The sequence below is a fragment of the Mesorhizobium sp. WSM4871 genome (genome assembly GCF_055811295.1).
Genome location: NZ_JBVVPU010000004.1, coordinates 14,204 through 30,186 on the forward strand (window position 1 = coordinate 14,204; position 15,983 = coordinate 30,186).

Annotated in this window: 11 protein-coding genes and 1 pseudogene; 9 read left to right on the forward strand and 3 right to left on the reverse strand. The window is 61.0% G+C overall.

Annotation, left to right across the window (positions count from 1 at the left end; translation table 11 throughout):
• Positions 1 to 3 precede the first annotated feature (3 nt).
• From AC0L2H_RS09360 to AC0L2H_RS09385, 6 genes are all read left to right on the forward strand, one after another.
• On the forward strand, positions 4 to 2,118 hold the full coding sequence (locus tag AC0L2H_RS09360) for an ABC transporter permease (protein ID WP_473589927.1): 2,115 nt from the start codon (positions 4 to 6) through the stop codon (positions 2,116 to 2,118).
• The gene (locus tag AC0L2H_RS09365; protein ID WP_473589928.1) at positions 2,118 to 3,224 is read left to right on the forward strand and encodes an SMP-30/gluconolactonase/LRE family protein; all 1,107 of its coding nucleotides are present in this window, start codon (positions 2,118 to 2,120) and stop codon (positions 3,222 to 3,224) included. Before AC0L2H_RS09360 ends, AC0L2H_RS09365 begins: the two co-directional genes overlap by 1 nt.
• Positions 3,217 to 4,728 (forward strand): sugar ABC transporter ATP-binding protein, encoded by a 1,512-nt coding sequence (locus AC0L2H_RS09370; RefSeq protein WP_473589929.1) that lies wholly within the window; start codon positions 3,217 to 3,219, stop codon positions 4,726 to 4,728. The genes AC0L2H_RS09365 and AC0L2H_RS09370 overlap by 8 nt, the downstream gene beginning before the upstream one ends.
• Positions 4,712 to 5,602, forward strand: coding sequence for a hydroxymethylglutaryl-CoA lyase (locus AC0L2H_RS09375; RefSeq protein ID WP_473589930.1), 891 nt, complete (start codon positions 4,712 to 4,714; stop codon positions 5,600 to 5,602). The genes AC0L2H_RS09370 and AC0L2H_RS09375 overlap by 17 nt, the downstream gene beginning before the upstream one ends.
• 217 nt (positions 5,603 to 5,819) lie before the next feature.
• Complete coding sequence (locus tag AC0L2H_RS09380) at positions 5,820 to 6,116, forward strand: hypothetical protein (protein ID WP_473589931.1); 297 nt, start codon at positions 5,820 to 5,822, stop codon at positions 6,114 to 6,116.
• 189 nt (positions 6,117 to 6,305) lie between these two features.
• Positions 6,306 to 7,367 (forward strand): aromatic ring-hydroxylating oxygenase subunit alpha, encoded by a 1,062-nt coding sequence (locus AC0L2H_RS09385; protein WP_473589932.1) that lies wholly within the window; start codon positions 6,306 to 6,308, stop codon positions 7,365 to 7,367.
• Positions 7,368 to 7,659: 292 nt separating this feature from the next.
• On the opposite strand, the pseudogene AC0L2H_RS09390 reads toward AC0L2H_RS09385, so the two are convergent.
• Positions 7,660 to 7,875: pseudogene (locus tag AC0L2H_RS09390) on the reverse strand (GMC oxidoreductase); the annotation flags it as partial.
• 928 nt (positions 7,876 to 8,803) lie between these two features.
• Entirely contained in the window at positions 8,804 to 8,980 is a 177-nt protein-coding gene (locus tag AC0L2H_RS09395) for a hypothetical protein (protein ID WP_473589933.1), read from the reverse strand.
• Between the two features lie 391 nt (positions 8,981 to 9,371).
• Here AC0L2H_RS09395 and AC0L2H_RS09400 point away from each other — a divergent pair, with 391 nt between their 5' ends.
• The gene (locus AC0L2H_RS09400) at positions 9,372 to 10,718 is read left to right on the forward strand and encodes an SGNH/GDSL hydrolase family protein (protein ID WP_473589934.1); all 1,347 of its coding nucleotides are present in this window, start codon (positions 9,372 to 9,374) and stop codon (positions 10,716 to 10,718) included.
• Between the two features lie 549 nt (positions 10,719 to 11,267).
• Here the strand turns inward: AC0L2H_RS09400 and AC0L2H_RS09405 are convergent.
• A complete protein-coding gene (locus AC0L2H_RS09405) occupies positions 11,268 to 13,184 on the reverse strand; it encodes a hybrid sensor histidine kinase/response regulator (protein WP_473589935.1) in 1,917 nt (638 codons plus the stop codon).
• A gap of 279 nt (positions 13,185 to 13,463) precedes the next feature.
• On the opposite strand from AC0L2H_RS09405, the gene AC0L2H_RS09410 reads away from it, so the two are divergent.
• Positions 13,464 to 14,903 (forward strand): DUF7125 family protein, encoded by a 1,440-nt coding sequence (locus AC0L2H_RS09410; RefSeq protein WP_473589936.1) that lies wholly within the window; start codon positions 13,464 to 13,466, stop codon positions 14,901 to 14,903.
• Positions 14,900 to 15,952, forward strand: a complete 1,053-nt coding sequence (locus AC0L2H_RS09415) for a sensor histidine kinase (protein WP_473589937.1) — start codon at positions 14,900 to 14,902, stop codon at positions 15,950 to 15,952. The genes AC0L2H_RS09410 and AC0L2H_RS09415 overlap by 4 nt, the downstream gene beginning before the upstream one ends.
• Positions 15,953 to 15,983 lie beyond the last annotated feature (31 nt).

A 15,983-nucleotide genomic window follows, 5' to 3' on the forward strand; every position in this document is an offset into this window, starting at 1 on the left:
CTTATGGCCACCAGCGATGCGCTTTCACGGCTGCGGTACCGGCTTTTGCCCGACCGTCTGTTCGGTGAGTTGCTGACCAAGAGCTGGATCGACAATGTCATTCCGGCATTGGCGCTGGTGGTCACAATCCTCGTCATGACCTGGATCGTTCCCGGCTATCTCACTGTCGCCAATCTCACCGATCTTGCCCGCCAGGTGTCGGAATTCGGCCTCATCGCATTGGCGCTGACCATCGTCATCCTGTCGGGCGGCATCGACCTCTCCGTCGGTTCGATGTTTGCGCTATGCGTGCTCGCCGCCCTGGTGTCGATGAACGTGCTCGGCCTGCCGGTCGGCGTGGCGCTGGCCGCGACGCTTGCCACTGGCCTCGCCTGCGGGCTGCTCAACGGGGTGCTGATCGGCTATCTCAGGCTGCGCGCCTTCATCACCACGCTGGTGACGCTGGTCATCTACCGGGCGCTCTACGACATCATCTTTCCCCGGCTTGCCAGCGCGATCGTCGGCTCGATGCCGGTCTCCCCGACATGGGACCTCATCGGCTTCGGCACGTTTTATGGCCTGCCCGTTTCCTTCGCCATTTTCGCCGTCATCGCCATCGGCGTGCATATCGTCCTGTCGCGACTGAGGCCGGGATGGCGTTTGCGCGCGGTCGGCGGCGCGCGCCGCTCCGCCTACAATGCCGGTATCAACGTCAAGCTGACCGTCTGCCTCGCCTATGTGGCATCCGGCCTGCTGACTGCGATCGCCGCCTTTCTCTTTTCCGCCAGGCTCGGCAGCACCGGCGCCGACACCGGCATCGGGCTGGAGATTTCCGTGCTGACCGCCGTGGTGCTTGGCGGCGTTTCGCTGGGTGGCGGCCGCGGTTCGGTCGGCAATGCGGTGATCGGCTCCATCCTGGTGCTGATCCTGACCAGCGGCCTCATCCGACTGTCGATGCCTGGTTCGGTCAACCAGCTGATCCTCGGCCTGGTGCTGATCGCGGCCGTGCTGTTCGATGCGAAATGGGTGAAGAACCGCGGCAAGTTGTTGAGCAAGGTCTATGTCTCGCCGACCTATCTGAAGCTGCCGAATTTGACGCCGCCAACTGGAACCGACGTGCTTGCCGTCAATGACAGGCTTGGCGCGGCGGAACTCATCGGGCTCGGCGCGGTCGAAGGTCCTGAAGACGTCGTGCTCGACCGTGACGACAATCTCTATACAGGGACGCGGCACGGCACGATCGTGCGGTTTCTTGCACCCGACTATGCGCGGAACGAGGTCTTCGCCCGTATCGGCGGTCATCCGCTGGGTCTCGCCTTCGCGCGGAATGGCGATCTGCTGACCTGCGTCGGCGGCATGGGCGTCTATCGCGTCTCGTCGGACAGAAAGGTGACGAAGGTCACCGACGAAACCAACCGCAGCCTGCTGTCGGTGATAGACGATTCACGCCTGCGGCTTCCCGACGATCTCGACATCGCGCCGGATGGGCGCATCTTCTTCAGCGAGGCGACGATCCGCTACGAGATGTCGGAATGGGCGGTCGATGCGCTGGAGGGCAGGGGCAACGGCCGGCTGATCTGCCACGACCCGAGGACCGGCGCCACCCGCACTGTCCTGCGTGGCCTGATCTTCCCCAACGGCGTCACCATCTGCCGCGATGGCCAGTCGCTGCTCTTTGCCGAGACATGGGCGTGCCGCATCTGCCGCTACTGGTTCGACGGACCGGACAAGGGCAAGCATGAAATCTTCCTCGACAATCTGCCGGGCTACCCCGACAATCTCAACCGCGGCTCGGACGGCACCTACTGGGTCGCGCTGCTCGGCATGCGCACCAGAACCTTCGATCTGGCCATGCGCAAGCCAGGTTTTCGCCGCCGCATGGCTAAGCGCATCGCCGCCGATGAATGGCTGTTCCCCAACATCAATCGCGGCTGCGTGCTGCGCGTCTCGGCAACCGGCGAAATCATCGATGCGCTCTGGGACGAGGCCGGCGAAAACCATCCCTCGATCACTTCGACCTGCGAGCACAAGGGCTGGCTCTATCTCGGCGGCGTCTCCAACAACCGCATCGGCCGCGTCCGCATCGAAGGCGCCGATCCGCAATGGACGGCGCATGACGATTATTGGGGGAAGCGCTGATGGCAAGCCTCGGCGCATTCGTCCGCCGGCTGTTTTCGGCTGATGATGCCGGCATCAGCGTGCCGGCCATGGACGGCGTCTTCAAGCCGGACAATCGGCTGGAAGAGGCGGAGCGGCTGGTGTCGCTTCCGGCGATCGACAATCTCGTCTCGTCGCCGGCTGGACTGCTCTGCAGCAGCGGCAAGACGCTTTTCCAGCTTGATCCTGGCGGCGCCAGCGTTTCGCCTGTCGCGATAGCGGAGTTCGCGGCGCCGATCAGCTTTGTCGCATCTGCGCCCGATGGCCGCCTTGCGGTGGGGATCGAGGGTGAGGGCCTGCAGACCGGGCAGCCAGGCGCCTGGAAGCGCGTCGACCTCCCAGGCGACATCGCATCCTGCCTGACAGCCGGCGTCTTTGCAGCGGATGGCTCGCTTTACGTGTGTGTCGGCTCCCGCAGGCACCCGGCGCGCGATTGGAAGCGCGATCTGATGGAGGGCGGCAGCAGCGGCATGGTTCTCGCCATCGATTCGGCCGATGGCTCCCATCGCGAACTTGCAGCCGGATTGGCATTTCCCAACGGCGTGGTCATGCTGGGCAATGGCCGTCTGGCTGTCAGCGAAAGCTGGCGCCACCGCATCGTCGCCATCGATCCGAAATCTCCGCGTCCGGTAGCGATGCTGGAGGACCTGCCGGCCTATCCGTCGCGCCTGTCGCCCGCTTCCGGGGGCGGTTTCTGGATGGCGCTGTTTGCGCCGCGCCGCCAGCTTTTCGAACTGGTGCTGCGCGAGGACGACTATCGCCGCGAGATGATGGCGACGATCGATCCCGGCGAATGGATCGGACCGGAGCTAGCCGGGTCGGCGCGGCCGGATCAGCCGCTGAGTCAGGGCTCGGTCCGGCAGATGGGCGTGCTGAAGCCGTGGGCGCCGTCGCGCTCCTACGGCCTCGTCGCGCGCTGCGACGACAGCGGCCGGCCCAGCGAGAGCTGGCACAGCCGCGCTGACGGCAGCATGCATGGCATCACCTCCGTCTGTGAGCATGGCGGCAGCGTCTATGCCGCCTCGCGCGGCTCCGGCACGCTGCTGCGCCTGCCCGGCGCGACATCCGGCGAGGCCCGGCATGACTGACCGCCACGCGACCGACATCGTCCAGTTTCGCAAGGCCACCAAGGCCTTCGCCGGCAACGCAGCGGTGCGCAACGTCGATTTCACGCTGCGGCAAGGCGAGGTCCATGCGCTGCTCGGCGAGAACGGTGCGGGGAAGTCGACGCTGACCAAGGTGCTGGCGGGCCTCTATCCGCTGACCTCCGGCGAGATGCTGATCGACGGCAAGCCGGTCAGCTTTTCGTCGCCTGGCGACGCCATGAAACACGGCATCGCCATGGTGTTCCAGGAGACCAATCTCATCCCGTCGATGAACGTCGCCCAGAACATCTTCCTGGGCGAAGAAAGCTTCTTCAACCGGTTGCGCGGCGTCAACATAAAGGCGCAGCAGCACTTGCAGCGGCTGAACTTCCATGTCGAGCCGACCGCGCTGGTGTCGACGCTCGGCGCCGCCAGGAAGCAGATGGTCGAGATCGCCCGCGCCGTCCACCACAATGCCCGCATCTTCATCTTCGACGAGCCGACGGCGACGCTGACGCCGGAGGAAAAGCAGCACTTCTTCGCCCTGGTCGAGCGGCTGAAGGGAGAGGGCGCCTCCATCATCTTCATTTCACACGCGCTGGAAGAGGCGCTGTCGATCGCCGACCGCATCAGCGTGCTGCGCGACGGTGCGCTGATCGTCACCGACGAAGCCCGCAATCTCACCCGCGAGAAGATCGTCCAGGCGATGGTCGGCCGGCAACTGACGGATGCGCTCTATGGCGACGCCGCCAAACGCGTCGCGCGCGCACCGGGCGAAAAGGTGCTGGCGATCGAAAACGTCTCGATGGGCAAGGCGGTACGCAGCGCCACGCTGTCGGTGTTTGCCGGCCAGGTGACCGGTCTGTTCGGCCTGGTCGGCGCCGGCCGCACCGAGATGATGAAGATCGCGGCGGGCGTTTTGAAACGCGACTTCTTCCATGGCGGCCGCATCACGCTGCGCGGCGAGGTGGTGCGCTTCCGCGTACCGCGGCAGGCGGTGCGGCGTGGCGTCGCCTACATCACCGAGGACCGCAAACTCGACGGCCTGTTCGACACAATGGGCATCGCCCAGAACGTGTTCTTGGGCAAACTGGCCAAGGGCTCCAATCCGGTCTCGGTGATCGGCCTCAATGAGGCGCGCCGGCAATCGGCCGAATCGATCGAGACCATGAAGGTCCGCTCGATCGGCGCCAATGCCCGCGTGGTCGAGCTTTCCGGTGGCAACCAGCAGAAAGTGGTCATCGCCAAATCGCTGATCCAGGCACCGTCGCTGATCATCTTCGACGAGCCGACGCGCGGCGTCGATGTCGGCGCCATCGCCGAGATACACCAGATCATCGAGCGGCTTGCCGATGCGGGCGCGGCCGTCGTCGTCATCTCGTCCTATCTTCCCGAAATCCTCAATCTGTCGGATCGCATCCTGGTGGCGCGCCAGGGCCGCATCGTCGAGGAGATGACCATCGACGAGGCCTCCGAAGAAAAGATCATGTATGCCGCCGTCCATTGAACCGCACGGCGGGGACCGGCAGGTCACGATCGTTGAAGTCGGTCCGCGCGATGGGCTGCAGAACGAAAAGCGGCTGGTCTCGACCGGTGAAAAGCTGCGCCTGATCGGCATGCTGGCCGATTGCGGCTTTGCCCGCATCGAGGCGACGGCGTTCGTCTCGCCGAGATGGGTGCCGCAGATGGCCGACCACGAGGCGGTCATGCGGGGTGCGGCGCGGCGTGCGGGTCTTGTGCTGTCCGCCCTGGTGCCCAACGAGCAAGGTGCGCGCGCCGCTATTGCGGCCGGCGCGCAAGAACTCGCTGTGTTCACCAGCGCTTCGGAGACGTTTTCGAAACGAAACACCAATTGCACGATCGAGGAAGGGCTCGCCCGTTTCGTGCCGGTAATGGCGCTGGCCGCAGAACACGCCTTGCCGGTGCGGGGCTATGTTTCCTGCGCAGTCGACTGTCCCTATGAAGGCCCGATCGAACCCGGCGCGGCCGCAAAGGTTGTCGCCCGGCTGCGCGATCTCGGCTGCGCCGAAATCGCCGTCGCCGACACGCTCGGCAGGGCGACGCCAGAGCGTGTGCATGCCATGGTGCTGGCCGCCCTCGAAGAGGCGGACGCCGCGCGGCTGGACGGCCATTTCCACGATACCGGTGGCCTGGCGCTCGCCAATGTCGACGTCGCCTGGGATCTCGGACTCAGGGTGTTCGATGCCGCTGCCGGCGGGCTAGGCGGCTGTCCCTACGCGCCGGGTGCGGCCGGCAATCTTCGCAGCGGCGCGGTGGTGGCGCACCTTGCGTCGAAAGGGATTTCCACCGGCATAAATCGCGAATTGCTGGCCGGCATCGAAACCATGCTTGCCGAGAATAAGTTTTTCGCCGAGCCATAAAGCCACTACAACCCCGCAGCAAGTTTGCCTGCAATGAGTGCCGTCCCGATCTTCGGGGCTGGCGTCTCGGAACATGCGACACGAGCCATATATTGCTGCCTTGGCTGCCCGCTTGGCTTTAGCAAAATTTTGACGAGGCATCGAATTTCTGGCGCGCGTGCCGCCCTTGGTTGTGAACGTCAGTACGAAACCCCGATCGCCTCACACCGAATGGAGAGTGTCGGCGATCGTTCCCATCAGGTTTCTGCATGTCGCCGCGTCCTTTCCAATCAGAAACCCGGGAAGGGAAAACGAACTTAAGCGGCTAAAGGAGGAATTCCCCGAATTTCTGCCGGACGCCGTTAAAGCGAGCACACTGGATGCCGCGAAATTCGGCGAGTTCGGACGATCGTCATTGGGCGCCCTCCTTGAAAAGGCTGTTTCGGACGCTGACGCTGGCGAGCAAGATGCCGAAAAGGTCAGAAGCGTACGTCAAATTTGCTTCTTTAATATAAAGACGGCGCGCCAATGGTGACGGTCGGTTGGTTAGTGGTCGCAGCATCCGACCTCCCAATCTTGGAAGGCTGTCAGTTCGACGCACTGCCTTTCGTTCGAACAGGCGCCGCAAAATTGCACGCCGGTTTACAGGCTGTGCGCAGCAGAGCCAATTCCCTTGCGATGTAGCCCCGCTTACGACAGGATCGCCGCAACTGGAGGTTAGCCTATGACGCCAGATACCTTGCGACCCGACCACTCGCCACGCGATACTCTGCCCGTGCAATACCTGAACTTGGACCCGTCGCTTTATGTCCGCGATGATATCTGGCAGCAGGAACGGTGCAACATCTTCGCGCACAGTTGGCAGTTCATGGGGCCCGTCGCCTCGGTCGCGACGTCCGGCCAATACCTTGCCATCGACATCGCCGGCACGCCGGTCTTCGCCATCCGTGGCCGGGACGGGACCTTGCGCGGATTTAAGAACGTCTGCCGCCATCGGGGGGCGAAACTTCTGGCCGATGGCGCGGGCAAATGTGGGCTGATCGTTTGTCCCTATCACAAATGGTCCTTCGCCGACACCGGACGGCTGGTGCAGGCCCCATGGTATGGCAAGGATCCCGCGATCATCGCCGAAGACTGGCCGCTGGAGACGGTGCAGTTGTCCGAATGGCGCGGGCTGCTCTTCGCGGCGCTCGACCCGAAGGAAAGTCTTCTGGATCAACTTGGCTCTCTGCCCGACGAACTGGCGGACGAGCCGTTGGAGACCTATGCCGCCACTGATCAGGCCACCGTCAGCTTTACGGCGAACTGGAAGATCTACACCGACAATTTCGTCGAAGGCTACCACATCCCTGGCACACATCCCTCATTCTACGCTGCCATCGACTTCGAAGCTTTCCAGACCACCGCCCATCCCGGTTATGTCCGGATGACCGCACCGCCGAAAGACGGTCTGTTCTATCGCGGCAAATGGCTTTGGATGTGGCCGAACTGGACGCTGTCGCTTTTCGATGGCGGCATGAACGTTAGCCGGATCAACCCGACCTCACCGCATCACACAGACCAGCACTACCATTTCTTCTTTGCCGACACCTCTGCAGAAGCATCCGAGAGCAGGGCGAAATCTGTGCAAGGCACCTTGGCCGTGGTGCGCGAGGACTACACCATCTGCGCCGATACGCACCGCAACTATGCCGCAGGGGCCTATAGCTCCGGCCCGCTCTCAGGGCGGCATGAGCGGGGAGTGCAGTATTTCCAGGAACGGGTCGCTGCGGCATTGGGGCTGTGACCGTCCCTGGCGTCCTTGTCCGCCGGATAGTGCTCCGGCCCGGCGCCGGCACGAGAGCCCCCCGGCCAGTCGAGGGTATAGGGCGGGCACGGTAAGACGAGTTACGAGCGTCGCGGCAATCGGAGTTCGCTCAATGCAAAGAGTAGATCGGCGAACGCGGCTTTGACAGCGGACTGACCGCTTTGTTGCCAGCTGACTCAAGAGCGGACGTGATTGTCGAGCGACCGGACTTCAACTGCCGCCGGTTTTCCGCCAGGGGATCCAATCCGCCGCGAGGCGAACGCGCGTGTGATTACCTGCTGCTGGATCGGATTATATCTGTGGCCTTCTCGGCGATCATGACGACCGGGGCCGTGCCACCCGACACGATCTTAGGCATGATCGAGGCGTCGACCACGCGCAGGCCGATTATACCTATCACCTTGAGTTGCGGATCGGCCACGGCGCTCCCGTCAACGCCCATGCGGCAGGTGCCGACCGGGTGGAAGATCGTCGTGGCTATGTTGCCGATCGCCTGGACGGGCAGCGCCTGATCTTCCGTGCCTCAAAGGCCGCCAGACGCTTCGCCCCATAAAGACATTCATGAAGTTGGTCAGAGGTCATTAGATTTTGGCAGCCACGTCCCGCTAGCTTGACTTTGTCGCCCTTTTGCGGCGGTGAATCAGCACCGAAAGTTGATCCACCCACGGAGGCGCGCGAGATCCTTCGACTCAAGGGAGCCAATCGCGTCGCGTTTTGACAAGCGTTTTCGTCGTCCGCGACTTGTGCGATGCCTGTGATCCCCAGCGGCAAGCGGATTGATCCCGACTTGGACTGGATGGCCCGCAAAGTGGGCGGCCCTGGAATATGAGCTCGGAGGAAACGTCATAGTTAACGGATTTTTAGACCGCGCTGCTTTATCTAAAACAGCGCGGTCTAATAAACCGAGCACGGCGGCTCTGGACGACCCCCCGCAAAGGACCGGAGCCGCCACCTTTATACCGTCAAACGTTGAACGAATCGTTCCAACACATTCTTGCCAAAACATTAAGGAGATCGATTTCAGCGCATTTTTGTCGTCGTATGACGACTGTGCGGACCACCATTTTGTGAGAACTCCAGCGCGTGGCGCAGGGCGGAAATTGCTTAAACGGAATTTGAATGGTCATCTTTCGAATGATGCCATCATACGACGCGATGGTGCAGAAAGAACGCTGAAGTTCATCGGGAGCGATGGAACTCATCCCGTGCCTTGCGCGACGACAGATCACCGTCAGTCCGAGGGCGCGTTCCGCCTAAACGTTCCCTGTCCTCGACTGGAAGAGCGAAAGCTCCTAGTCGCGGCCATAGCAATCCGAGCCTTGGCAGTTTTAGCACTATTGAGGCGCTCATCAAGCTAAGGCTTAATGTCGAAGCGACGGCAGGCCACAGCTCCCGCAAACGCCTACGACCCACCTTCAGTGCTGATCGATCTCCATCAAGCGGTGTGCAGCCTCGACCAGACACCGCCGCTCGCGCATCCTATTGCATAGAGCGATATTCTCAGCCAGCATTTCTTCTGTACGGTCAATCGCGAGTTCGGTCTGATTAATGCGCTCCCTGGCATTGGCGATCGCGCTTCCGTGGGATTCCATAGTGTTTGTCATGGTTCCGTAACTCGTTGCGGACCCAATCGTTCCCTCTAAGGTCAGCACACCACATTTCGGTGTGCATCCGATCGTTACGCTGGTCCTTCGTCGGCTTCCCCTCCGTGGCCAACGCGCCGGTTGGGGAAATTGCCTGACTGTTCAACCTGCCGATTGGCGGCTCCCCCGCAGGCGACATGGATCCGGTGCAGCAGACTGTGTCGATTCGGGAGACCCCGCAACTGCGGTCCCGACGCGCCGGCACCGGCAGTGCCGCTCGCCAGGCGTTCCGTTCGGCATCGCCGGAACTGGGGCGTGACGCAGGACGCTGATCCGCCAAAGTGTTACTGGCGGCAGCCAGAGCCCAATCCTCGATCGTTCCCGGATGTCGCACGGAACGTTGACAGCGATTCCCGGCCAGTTCAGTCTTCGTCTCGGGCAACAGGGAGCGTCAACACGCTGGCAATCGACGTGCCGGCAAAGGGAGGACATCATGTACAGGCTTGTATCCGCAATTTTGGCGGGCGCGGCTCTATCCTATGTGTCATTGCTGCCCGCTACCGCGCAAGACTCGACCGAATGGATCGGTACTTGGACCGCAAGCCCGCAGCCGGCTTGGCAGGCCGACTTTCCGGTCCCGCTCGGCTTTCCCAGCAACTATTTCCGCAGCACGATCCGGCAAATCGCGCGTATCAGCATAGGCGGCAGCAAGGTGCGGATCGTCCTCTCCAATGAGTATGGCACACAGCCGCTTAAGGTTGGGGCCGCCCATGTCGCCATCACCACCGACGGAGCGGCGATTAAGCCCGAGTCCGATCGCGTCCTAACCTTCGGCGGCGAAAGCTCCATCACCATCCCCCCCGGTGCGCCCGCCATCAGCGATCCCGTCGACTTGACTGTGGCACCGCTTTCTGAACTCTCCGTCAGCCTGTACTTCCCCGAAAGCGCTGCTGCCACGACCATGCATTGGGACGGGCACCAAACTGCCTATGTGGCCGCCGGCGACAAGACCGGCGAGGCCGACCTGAAGGCGGACTCGACACAGACGCAGCGCGTGTTCCTGTCCGGGATCATGGTTGACGCGGCCGACGGCGCGCGTGCCGTGGTCCTTTTCGGCGACTCGATCACCGACGGTGATGGCTCCACCATCGACGGCAACGACCGCTGGCCTGATACGCTTGCCAAGCGGCTGCAAGAGGCCGGCGGGGCGCCTGTAGCTGTGCTCAACCAGGGGATTTCCGGCGCAAAGATCCTATCGGACAGGATGGGCGTCAATGCGCTGGCCCGCTTCGACCGCGATGTACTCAATCAGGCGCGCGCCGACACGGTCGTGCTGATGATGGGCATCAACGATATCGGCTGGCCGGGAACCGGCCTGGCGCCGTCCGACACCCAACCCACTGCCGAGCAAATCATTGCCGGCTACAAACAGTTGATCGCACGCGCCCACACCGACGGCATGCGCATCGTCGGCGCTACCCTGACACCTTTCGGCGACGCTTTCGTCGGGTCGCCGTTCCAGGGCTACTACACCGAGGACAAAGAGAAGATCCGTCTGGCCGTGAACGATTTCATCCGTTCCGGAGCGTTCGACGGCGTCATCGACTTCGACAAGGCGGTGGTCGACCCGGCAAGGCCCGGCTACATCAAGGCGGAATTCGACAAGGGCGATCACTTGCATCCCAATGCGGCAGGCTACAATGCCATGGCCGGAGCTATCGACCTCGGCGTGCTTTCTGCTCAATAGCTGGGTAGCCGGCCGTGTGACAGCTAAGCGAATCGACGGCGTGGTGGCACCACACCACGCCGCAGTTGCGAGAGAAACTTCACTTCCCGGATGGGTTCCGGTCAGATGGGCAGCTTCCGCGGCACGAACGTCCGGTTGTCGAGATTTGGAACCAGAGCCTGCCAGTCATGGACCCTAGTCGTCTTCTAGTTCTTTGGTTCGCAAGACCATACGAGATCATACGAGAGATATGGGTTGGCGAACCATCCATGAACGTATTGATTTCCTGTAGAAAACGGCGATCCTGAGAGACTATAATAATCGTTATTTGTCAGTGGGTTACGAAGCGGTTCGCCCAACTTGAATCAAGAAGCTAATCCAGCCACTGGCTGACCGCATCCATCTTCTACCGAATGGCAGCTTTGCGCCTGATATCGGTCATCGCGCTGACGCCATTGTCCTCCAGAAGCGGACATCGCCGGGTGTAAAAGAACCGTTAGTCGCAACTGGAAGCCGGTGTGCGGTGGCCATCGAGCGCCGGAACTTAAGCTGGGCAGTCTCGCAGCGACCCTATACAAGGTTAGCGGTTGCTATTGCGCTCGCTAGTTCTTCTTCTGTGAACGGTTTGCTTAGAATTTTGATGCCGCGAGTGCCCGGGAGTTCGGCGTAGCCCGTTGCAATAACGACCGGGATGTTCGGCCACTTGTCTTTGATCGTGTTCGATAGTTGTAGCCCAGTCATCTTCGGCATGGCGTGATCCGTTATGACGAGATCGAACCGCTGTTCCTCCAGCAAATTAAGGGCTGCCGCCGCAGAATGTGCCTCCGCAACCGTATGGCCGAGATCCTCGAGCATGGCGGCGGTATTCAACAGAACGAGGGCGTCGTCATCCACTGCCAGGATCCGCAGAGACACCGTCTCAACTGCTACCTCGGCCAGAACATCTGGTCCGTGCGCGACTTCTGAGCTTGCGGTTGCGACCGGCAGCCACAGTTCCGCTGTTGTCCCGGCTCCCTTGCTGCTTCGAAGCGCCAGGCGCCCGCCCATTTGTTCTGTCATCCCATGCACCATCGACAGACCGAGGCCCGTGCCTTTGCCAACGCCCTTTGTGGTGAAGAATGGTTCAGTCGCCCGAGCCAGCGTTTCTTCGTCCATTCCTTCCCCACTGTCTGTTACCGAGAGGCAGACATATTGGCCCGGAGCCAAGCCAGCATCTTTGCTTTCGCCGACCTGTTCCATCCGCGCGGAAATGACGATCGTCCCGCCGTCAGGCATGGCGTCCCTGGCGTTGACGCACAGATTGAGCAAGGCAAGTTCGATCTGGCTTTCATCGATCATCACATGATCGAGCGAGAGCGGAAATTTCGTCTCTATGATCGCTCTTGAGCCCAGCGACCGCTCCAGCAACTCTCTCATTCCCTGGACAAGCCCAATTAGGTCGACAGGCTTTGGATCGAGTTGCTGCCGCCGGGCAAAAGCCAGCATGCGCTGCGTCAACGACGCTCCCCGTCGCGCACCGAGCACGGCGTTGTCGAGGAGACGCAGCAACTGTGGCTCATCGGGTAGCCGTTTGCGAAGCAGCTCGAGACTACCCAGAACCGCCATCAGCAAGTTGTTGAAGTCGTGAGCGACGCCGCCGGTCAGCTTGCCGATCGCATCCATTTTTTGTGAATGGAAGAGGGCCTCACGGGCTTGGTCTAATGACCCCTGCGTCTTCTTTCGTTCAGTAATGTCGCGCGTGATCTTCGCGAAGCCGAGCAGCTCTCCGTCCTCGTGCCGAATGGCGTCGATGACCACGTGGGACCAGAAAGCGGTCCCGTCCTTTCGTATGCGCCAGCCTTCGCGCTCAACTCGCCCTTCCCGGGCAGCGATCTCCAGCGCACTTTGCGGACTGCCTCGCTCACGGTCCTCGGGCGTATAGAATTGCGAAAAGTGCCTGCCGATTATTTCATCTGCCGAATAACCCTTGATGCGTTGCGCACCCGCGTTCCAGCTCGTGATTACGCCTTCGGGGTCGAGCATGTAGATCGCGTAATCCGTCACGCCTTGGACCAGACGTTGAAACTGCTCCTGGCTTTGGCGCAGTTCTTCCTCGGCTTTCTTCCGTTCGGTAAGATCTCGCGTGACTTTAGCGAAGCCAGTGAGATTGCCGCTTGGGTCGCGGATAGGGTCGATGACAACGTGAGCCCAAAAACGCGTCCCATCGCGACGGACCCGCCAACCTTCGCTCTCAAACTTGCCTTCTCGGACGGCTGTCTCCAAGGCCCGCGAGGGAAGCCCAGTTTCCCGATCCTCCTCAGTGTAGAAGCAAGAGAAATGCTGGCCGATGATCTCGCTTGCGGAGTAGCCTTTGAACCGCTCGGCCCCTGCGTTCCAACTCGTCACGGTTCCGGAGCGGTCCAGCATATAGATTGCATAGTCGGTAACGGCCTCGACGAGAACGCGGTAGCGATCCTCATCGGGTTGGTTGACGGTCCCGTGAATCATTCCCCAATCCCATGCATTTGCTAACTCTATGAAACTGCTGTCGTCTCGGATGGTTCCAGATGAACAGATGACGGGTCGCGAAGGCGTACGCGCTTGTGCGACCCAGGGTGAGATTGCCGTGGCTTACAACGAGCTACTTGCCTGACAGAGGCGCGGCCATTACAGAAACTAGAGTTTCAGATAGCTGGGATCTGGCCGCCGGTCGGTCTGCCCCGGTCCTACTTCGAACGTATGATACCAAACGACGGGCTTACGATCCTGTTTGGAGACAAGAACGGAATGGCCGAGCGAATAAAGCAAAGCGTTGTAAGTTCTGGTATTTCGGGCTTGGACGAAATCCTCCGCGGTGGACTGCCCGCCTCCAACTTCTACATCGTGCAAGGCGATCCAGGGGCAGGCAAGACAACCGCGGCGTTGCAGTTTCTGCGCGCTGGGGTAGCAGCCGGTGAACGCTGCATCTATGTAAGCCTTTCGCAAACCGCCGCCGAACTGCAAGCGATTGCGTCTTCACACGGCTGGACGCTTGATGGAATCCGCGTTGAGGAATTGTCCGCTTCGGAGACCCTGAGCGGCGCGGCCGATCAGACGATTTTCCAGACTGCCGACCTTCGCTTGGATGAGACGCGCAAGGCGATCGAGCGCGCGATCGAGGAACACAAACCACACAGGCTGGTTTATGACTCGCTCTTGGAAATCCGGCTGATTACCGGCGACACGCCGAGATTCCGACGCGAACTGATTGGCTTCAAGGCTTTCCTGGCCAAGCGGCGCATTGTGGCGGTTTTGCTCGACACCCAAACAAGCGGCGGCGATCACAACGGCGAGGAGATCGAAGGCATCGCCCACGGAGTCATTCGGCTTGATAAATCTCTCGAGGATTACGGTGCCGTGCGCCGGCGTATCGAAGTGAGCAAAATGCGAGGCGTGCCGTTTGCAGATGGCTATCACGACATGGCCATTCGCGAGGGCGAAGGTGTTGTGGTGTTTCCGAGGCTTGTTCCCGGGTCGCCTCCCGAAGTGAGCAAACCGCAACTGATCAAATCTGGGGTCGACGCGCTCGACGAGATGTTCGGGGGCGGCCAGGAATCGGGAACTATAACGCTTGTGATTGGCCAGTCGGGGACAGGCAAATCGACGATGTCGTCGCTCTACGCCACTGCAGCGCTTCAGCGGGGCGAAAGCGTCGCGCTGTTCCTGTTTGAGGAGCGATTGGAGACTTTCTTTCGCCGTTCCGAGGGGCTTGGGATGGACCTTCGGCAGTTCTACAAGGATGGTCAACTCGTCATCTACGATTTCAGTCCGAACGAAATTTCGCCGGGCGAATTCGGCCAGATCGTGCAGCAAGTCGTCAGCCGCAATAACACTCGTGTCGTGGTGATTGACAGCTTCACCGGGTACCTGAATTCACTTCCTCATCGCGAAAAGGCGGTGCTGGACATCCAGTCTCTCCTGAAACATCTCGCGCGCGCTGACGTGCTGACCATGCTCATTGTCGCTCAACATGGATTGCTCGGACAGAATGTCGGGATAGATGTGGACGTGAGCTTTCTCGGCGACACGGTGCTTCTTCTTCGAATGGCCGAGCATGAAGGCCGCCTGAGGCGCAACATCACCGTCGTCAAGAAGCGCCACGGCCCGCACGACCTTGATGTCCGGGAACTTTTCATCGCGAGTTCCGGGGTTTCGGTCATTGCATACAATCCTCTGCCCGAGACGTGAGCGACACCAAGCTCAACGGTTTGGGAACACTGGATTGGGTGCTCATTTTGGCGCCCTACCGCAAGGATGCTGCATACACGGCCTCTCTGCTGCAAGAACGTGGTCTACGAGCTCAAGCGGCGAGCCCCGAGGATTTGGAGGATTTGCTCGCATTATCCCCTGGAGTGCTGGTTGTTACCCACGAAGCCCTGGATTCCAAGGCTATCGCAACAGTTGGGGGTTTCCTCCAGGCCCAACCGAATTGGTCAGAAATCCCAATTGTTGTTCTGCTGGACCGCGCGGCACAGCAGTCACGCATCCAAGCCGCCCTGAGTGCTGCTTGGCCACGTTCGCGGCAGATATTCTATCAGCGTCCCGTGGCCGCGCTTGAGCTGATAAGCGGGATCCAGTCGGCACTCCTAACCAGGGCACGACAGCGCGACGTGCGCGACTATCTTGAGCGTGAGACGGAACTGCGCCTTGAGCTCAATCATCGTGTGAAGAACATCCTGGCGACGGTGGTATCCATTTTTGACATGACGCGGCGCGGGGCAACTTCGACGGACGGCCTCGCCCAAGACTTCAAAGGGCGATTGCGCGCGCTGTCGGATGTTCATTCTGCAGTCTTTGACGCCGGTGGCGAGACCGTGGCCTTAACGGACGTCGCAAAATCGGTCCTAGCCCCATACATTTCCGAGGGACAAAGTGGCATCACGATTGAAGGACCTGAGGTGCTGCTTTCGCGCGATGCCGGCACAACCCTCGCCCTATCCCTTCATGAACTCGCGACAAACGCCATCAAATATGGCGGCTTGTCCCGGCCCGAAGGCAGGATACGCCTGGAATGGAATATAACGTCGAGTCCGGAACCAGTGCTGACCTTGCGATGGACCGAAACAGGAGGACCGATGGTAGTCGCACCCTCGCGGGTAGGATATGGAACCCGCTATATGCGCGCGGCATTGACCAATCTGTTCGCAGAGGCTCCGGATCTCGTCTTCGCAACGGAGGGGCTGCGTTTCTCGATTAGCGGACTACTCTCCCGCCTTACACCGGAGGTGCTGAGCTGATTGCGGCTGTCCTCTTCAAGATCTCCGACCA

Excerpts from the sequence above, each read along its gene's own strand:
- AC0L2H_RS09360 (WP_473589927.1), top strand. The coding sequence starts at position 4 with ATGGCCACCAGCGATGCGCTTTCACGGCTGCGGTACCGGCTTTTGCCC.
- AC0L2H_RS09365 (WP_473589928.1), top strand. The coding sequence starts at position 2,118 with ATGGCAAGCCTCGGCGCATTCGTCCGCCGGCTGTTTTCGGCTGATGAT.
- AC0L2H_RS09370 (WP_473589929.1), top strand. The coding sequence starts at position 3,217 with ATGACTGACCGCCACGCGACCGACATCGTCCAGTTTCGCAAGGCCACC.
- AC0L2H_RS09375 (WP_473589930.1), top strand. The coding sequence starts at position 4,712 with ATGCCGCCGTCCATTGAACCGCACGGCGGGGACCGGCAGGTCACGATC.
- AC0L2H_RS09385 (WP_473589932.1), top strand. The coding sequence starts at position 6,306 with ATGACGCCAGATACCTTGCGACCCGACCACTCGCCACGCGATACTCTG.
- AC0L2H_RS09395 (WP_473589933.1), bottom strand. The coding sequence starts at position 8,980 with ATGGAATCCCACGGAAGCGCGATCGCCAATGCCAGGGAGCGCATTAAT.
- AC0L2H_RS09405 (WP_473589935.1), bottom strand. The coding sequence starts at position 13,184 with ATGATTCACGGGACCGTCAACCAACCCGATGAGGATCGCTACCGCGTT.
- AC0L2H_RS09410 (WP_473589936.1), top strand. The coding sequence starts at position 13,464 with ATGGCCGAGCGAATAAAGCAAAGCGTTGTAAGTTCTGGTATTTCGGGC.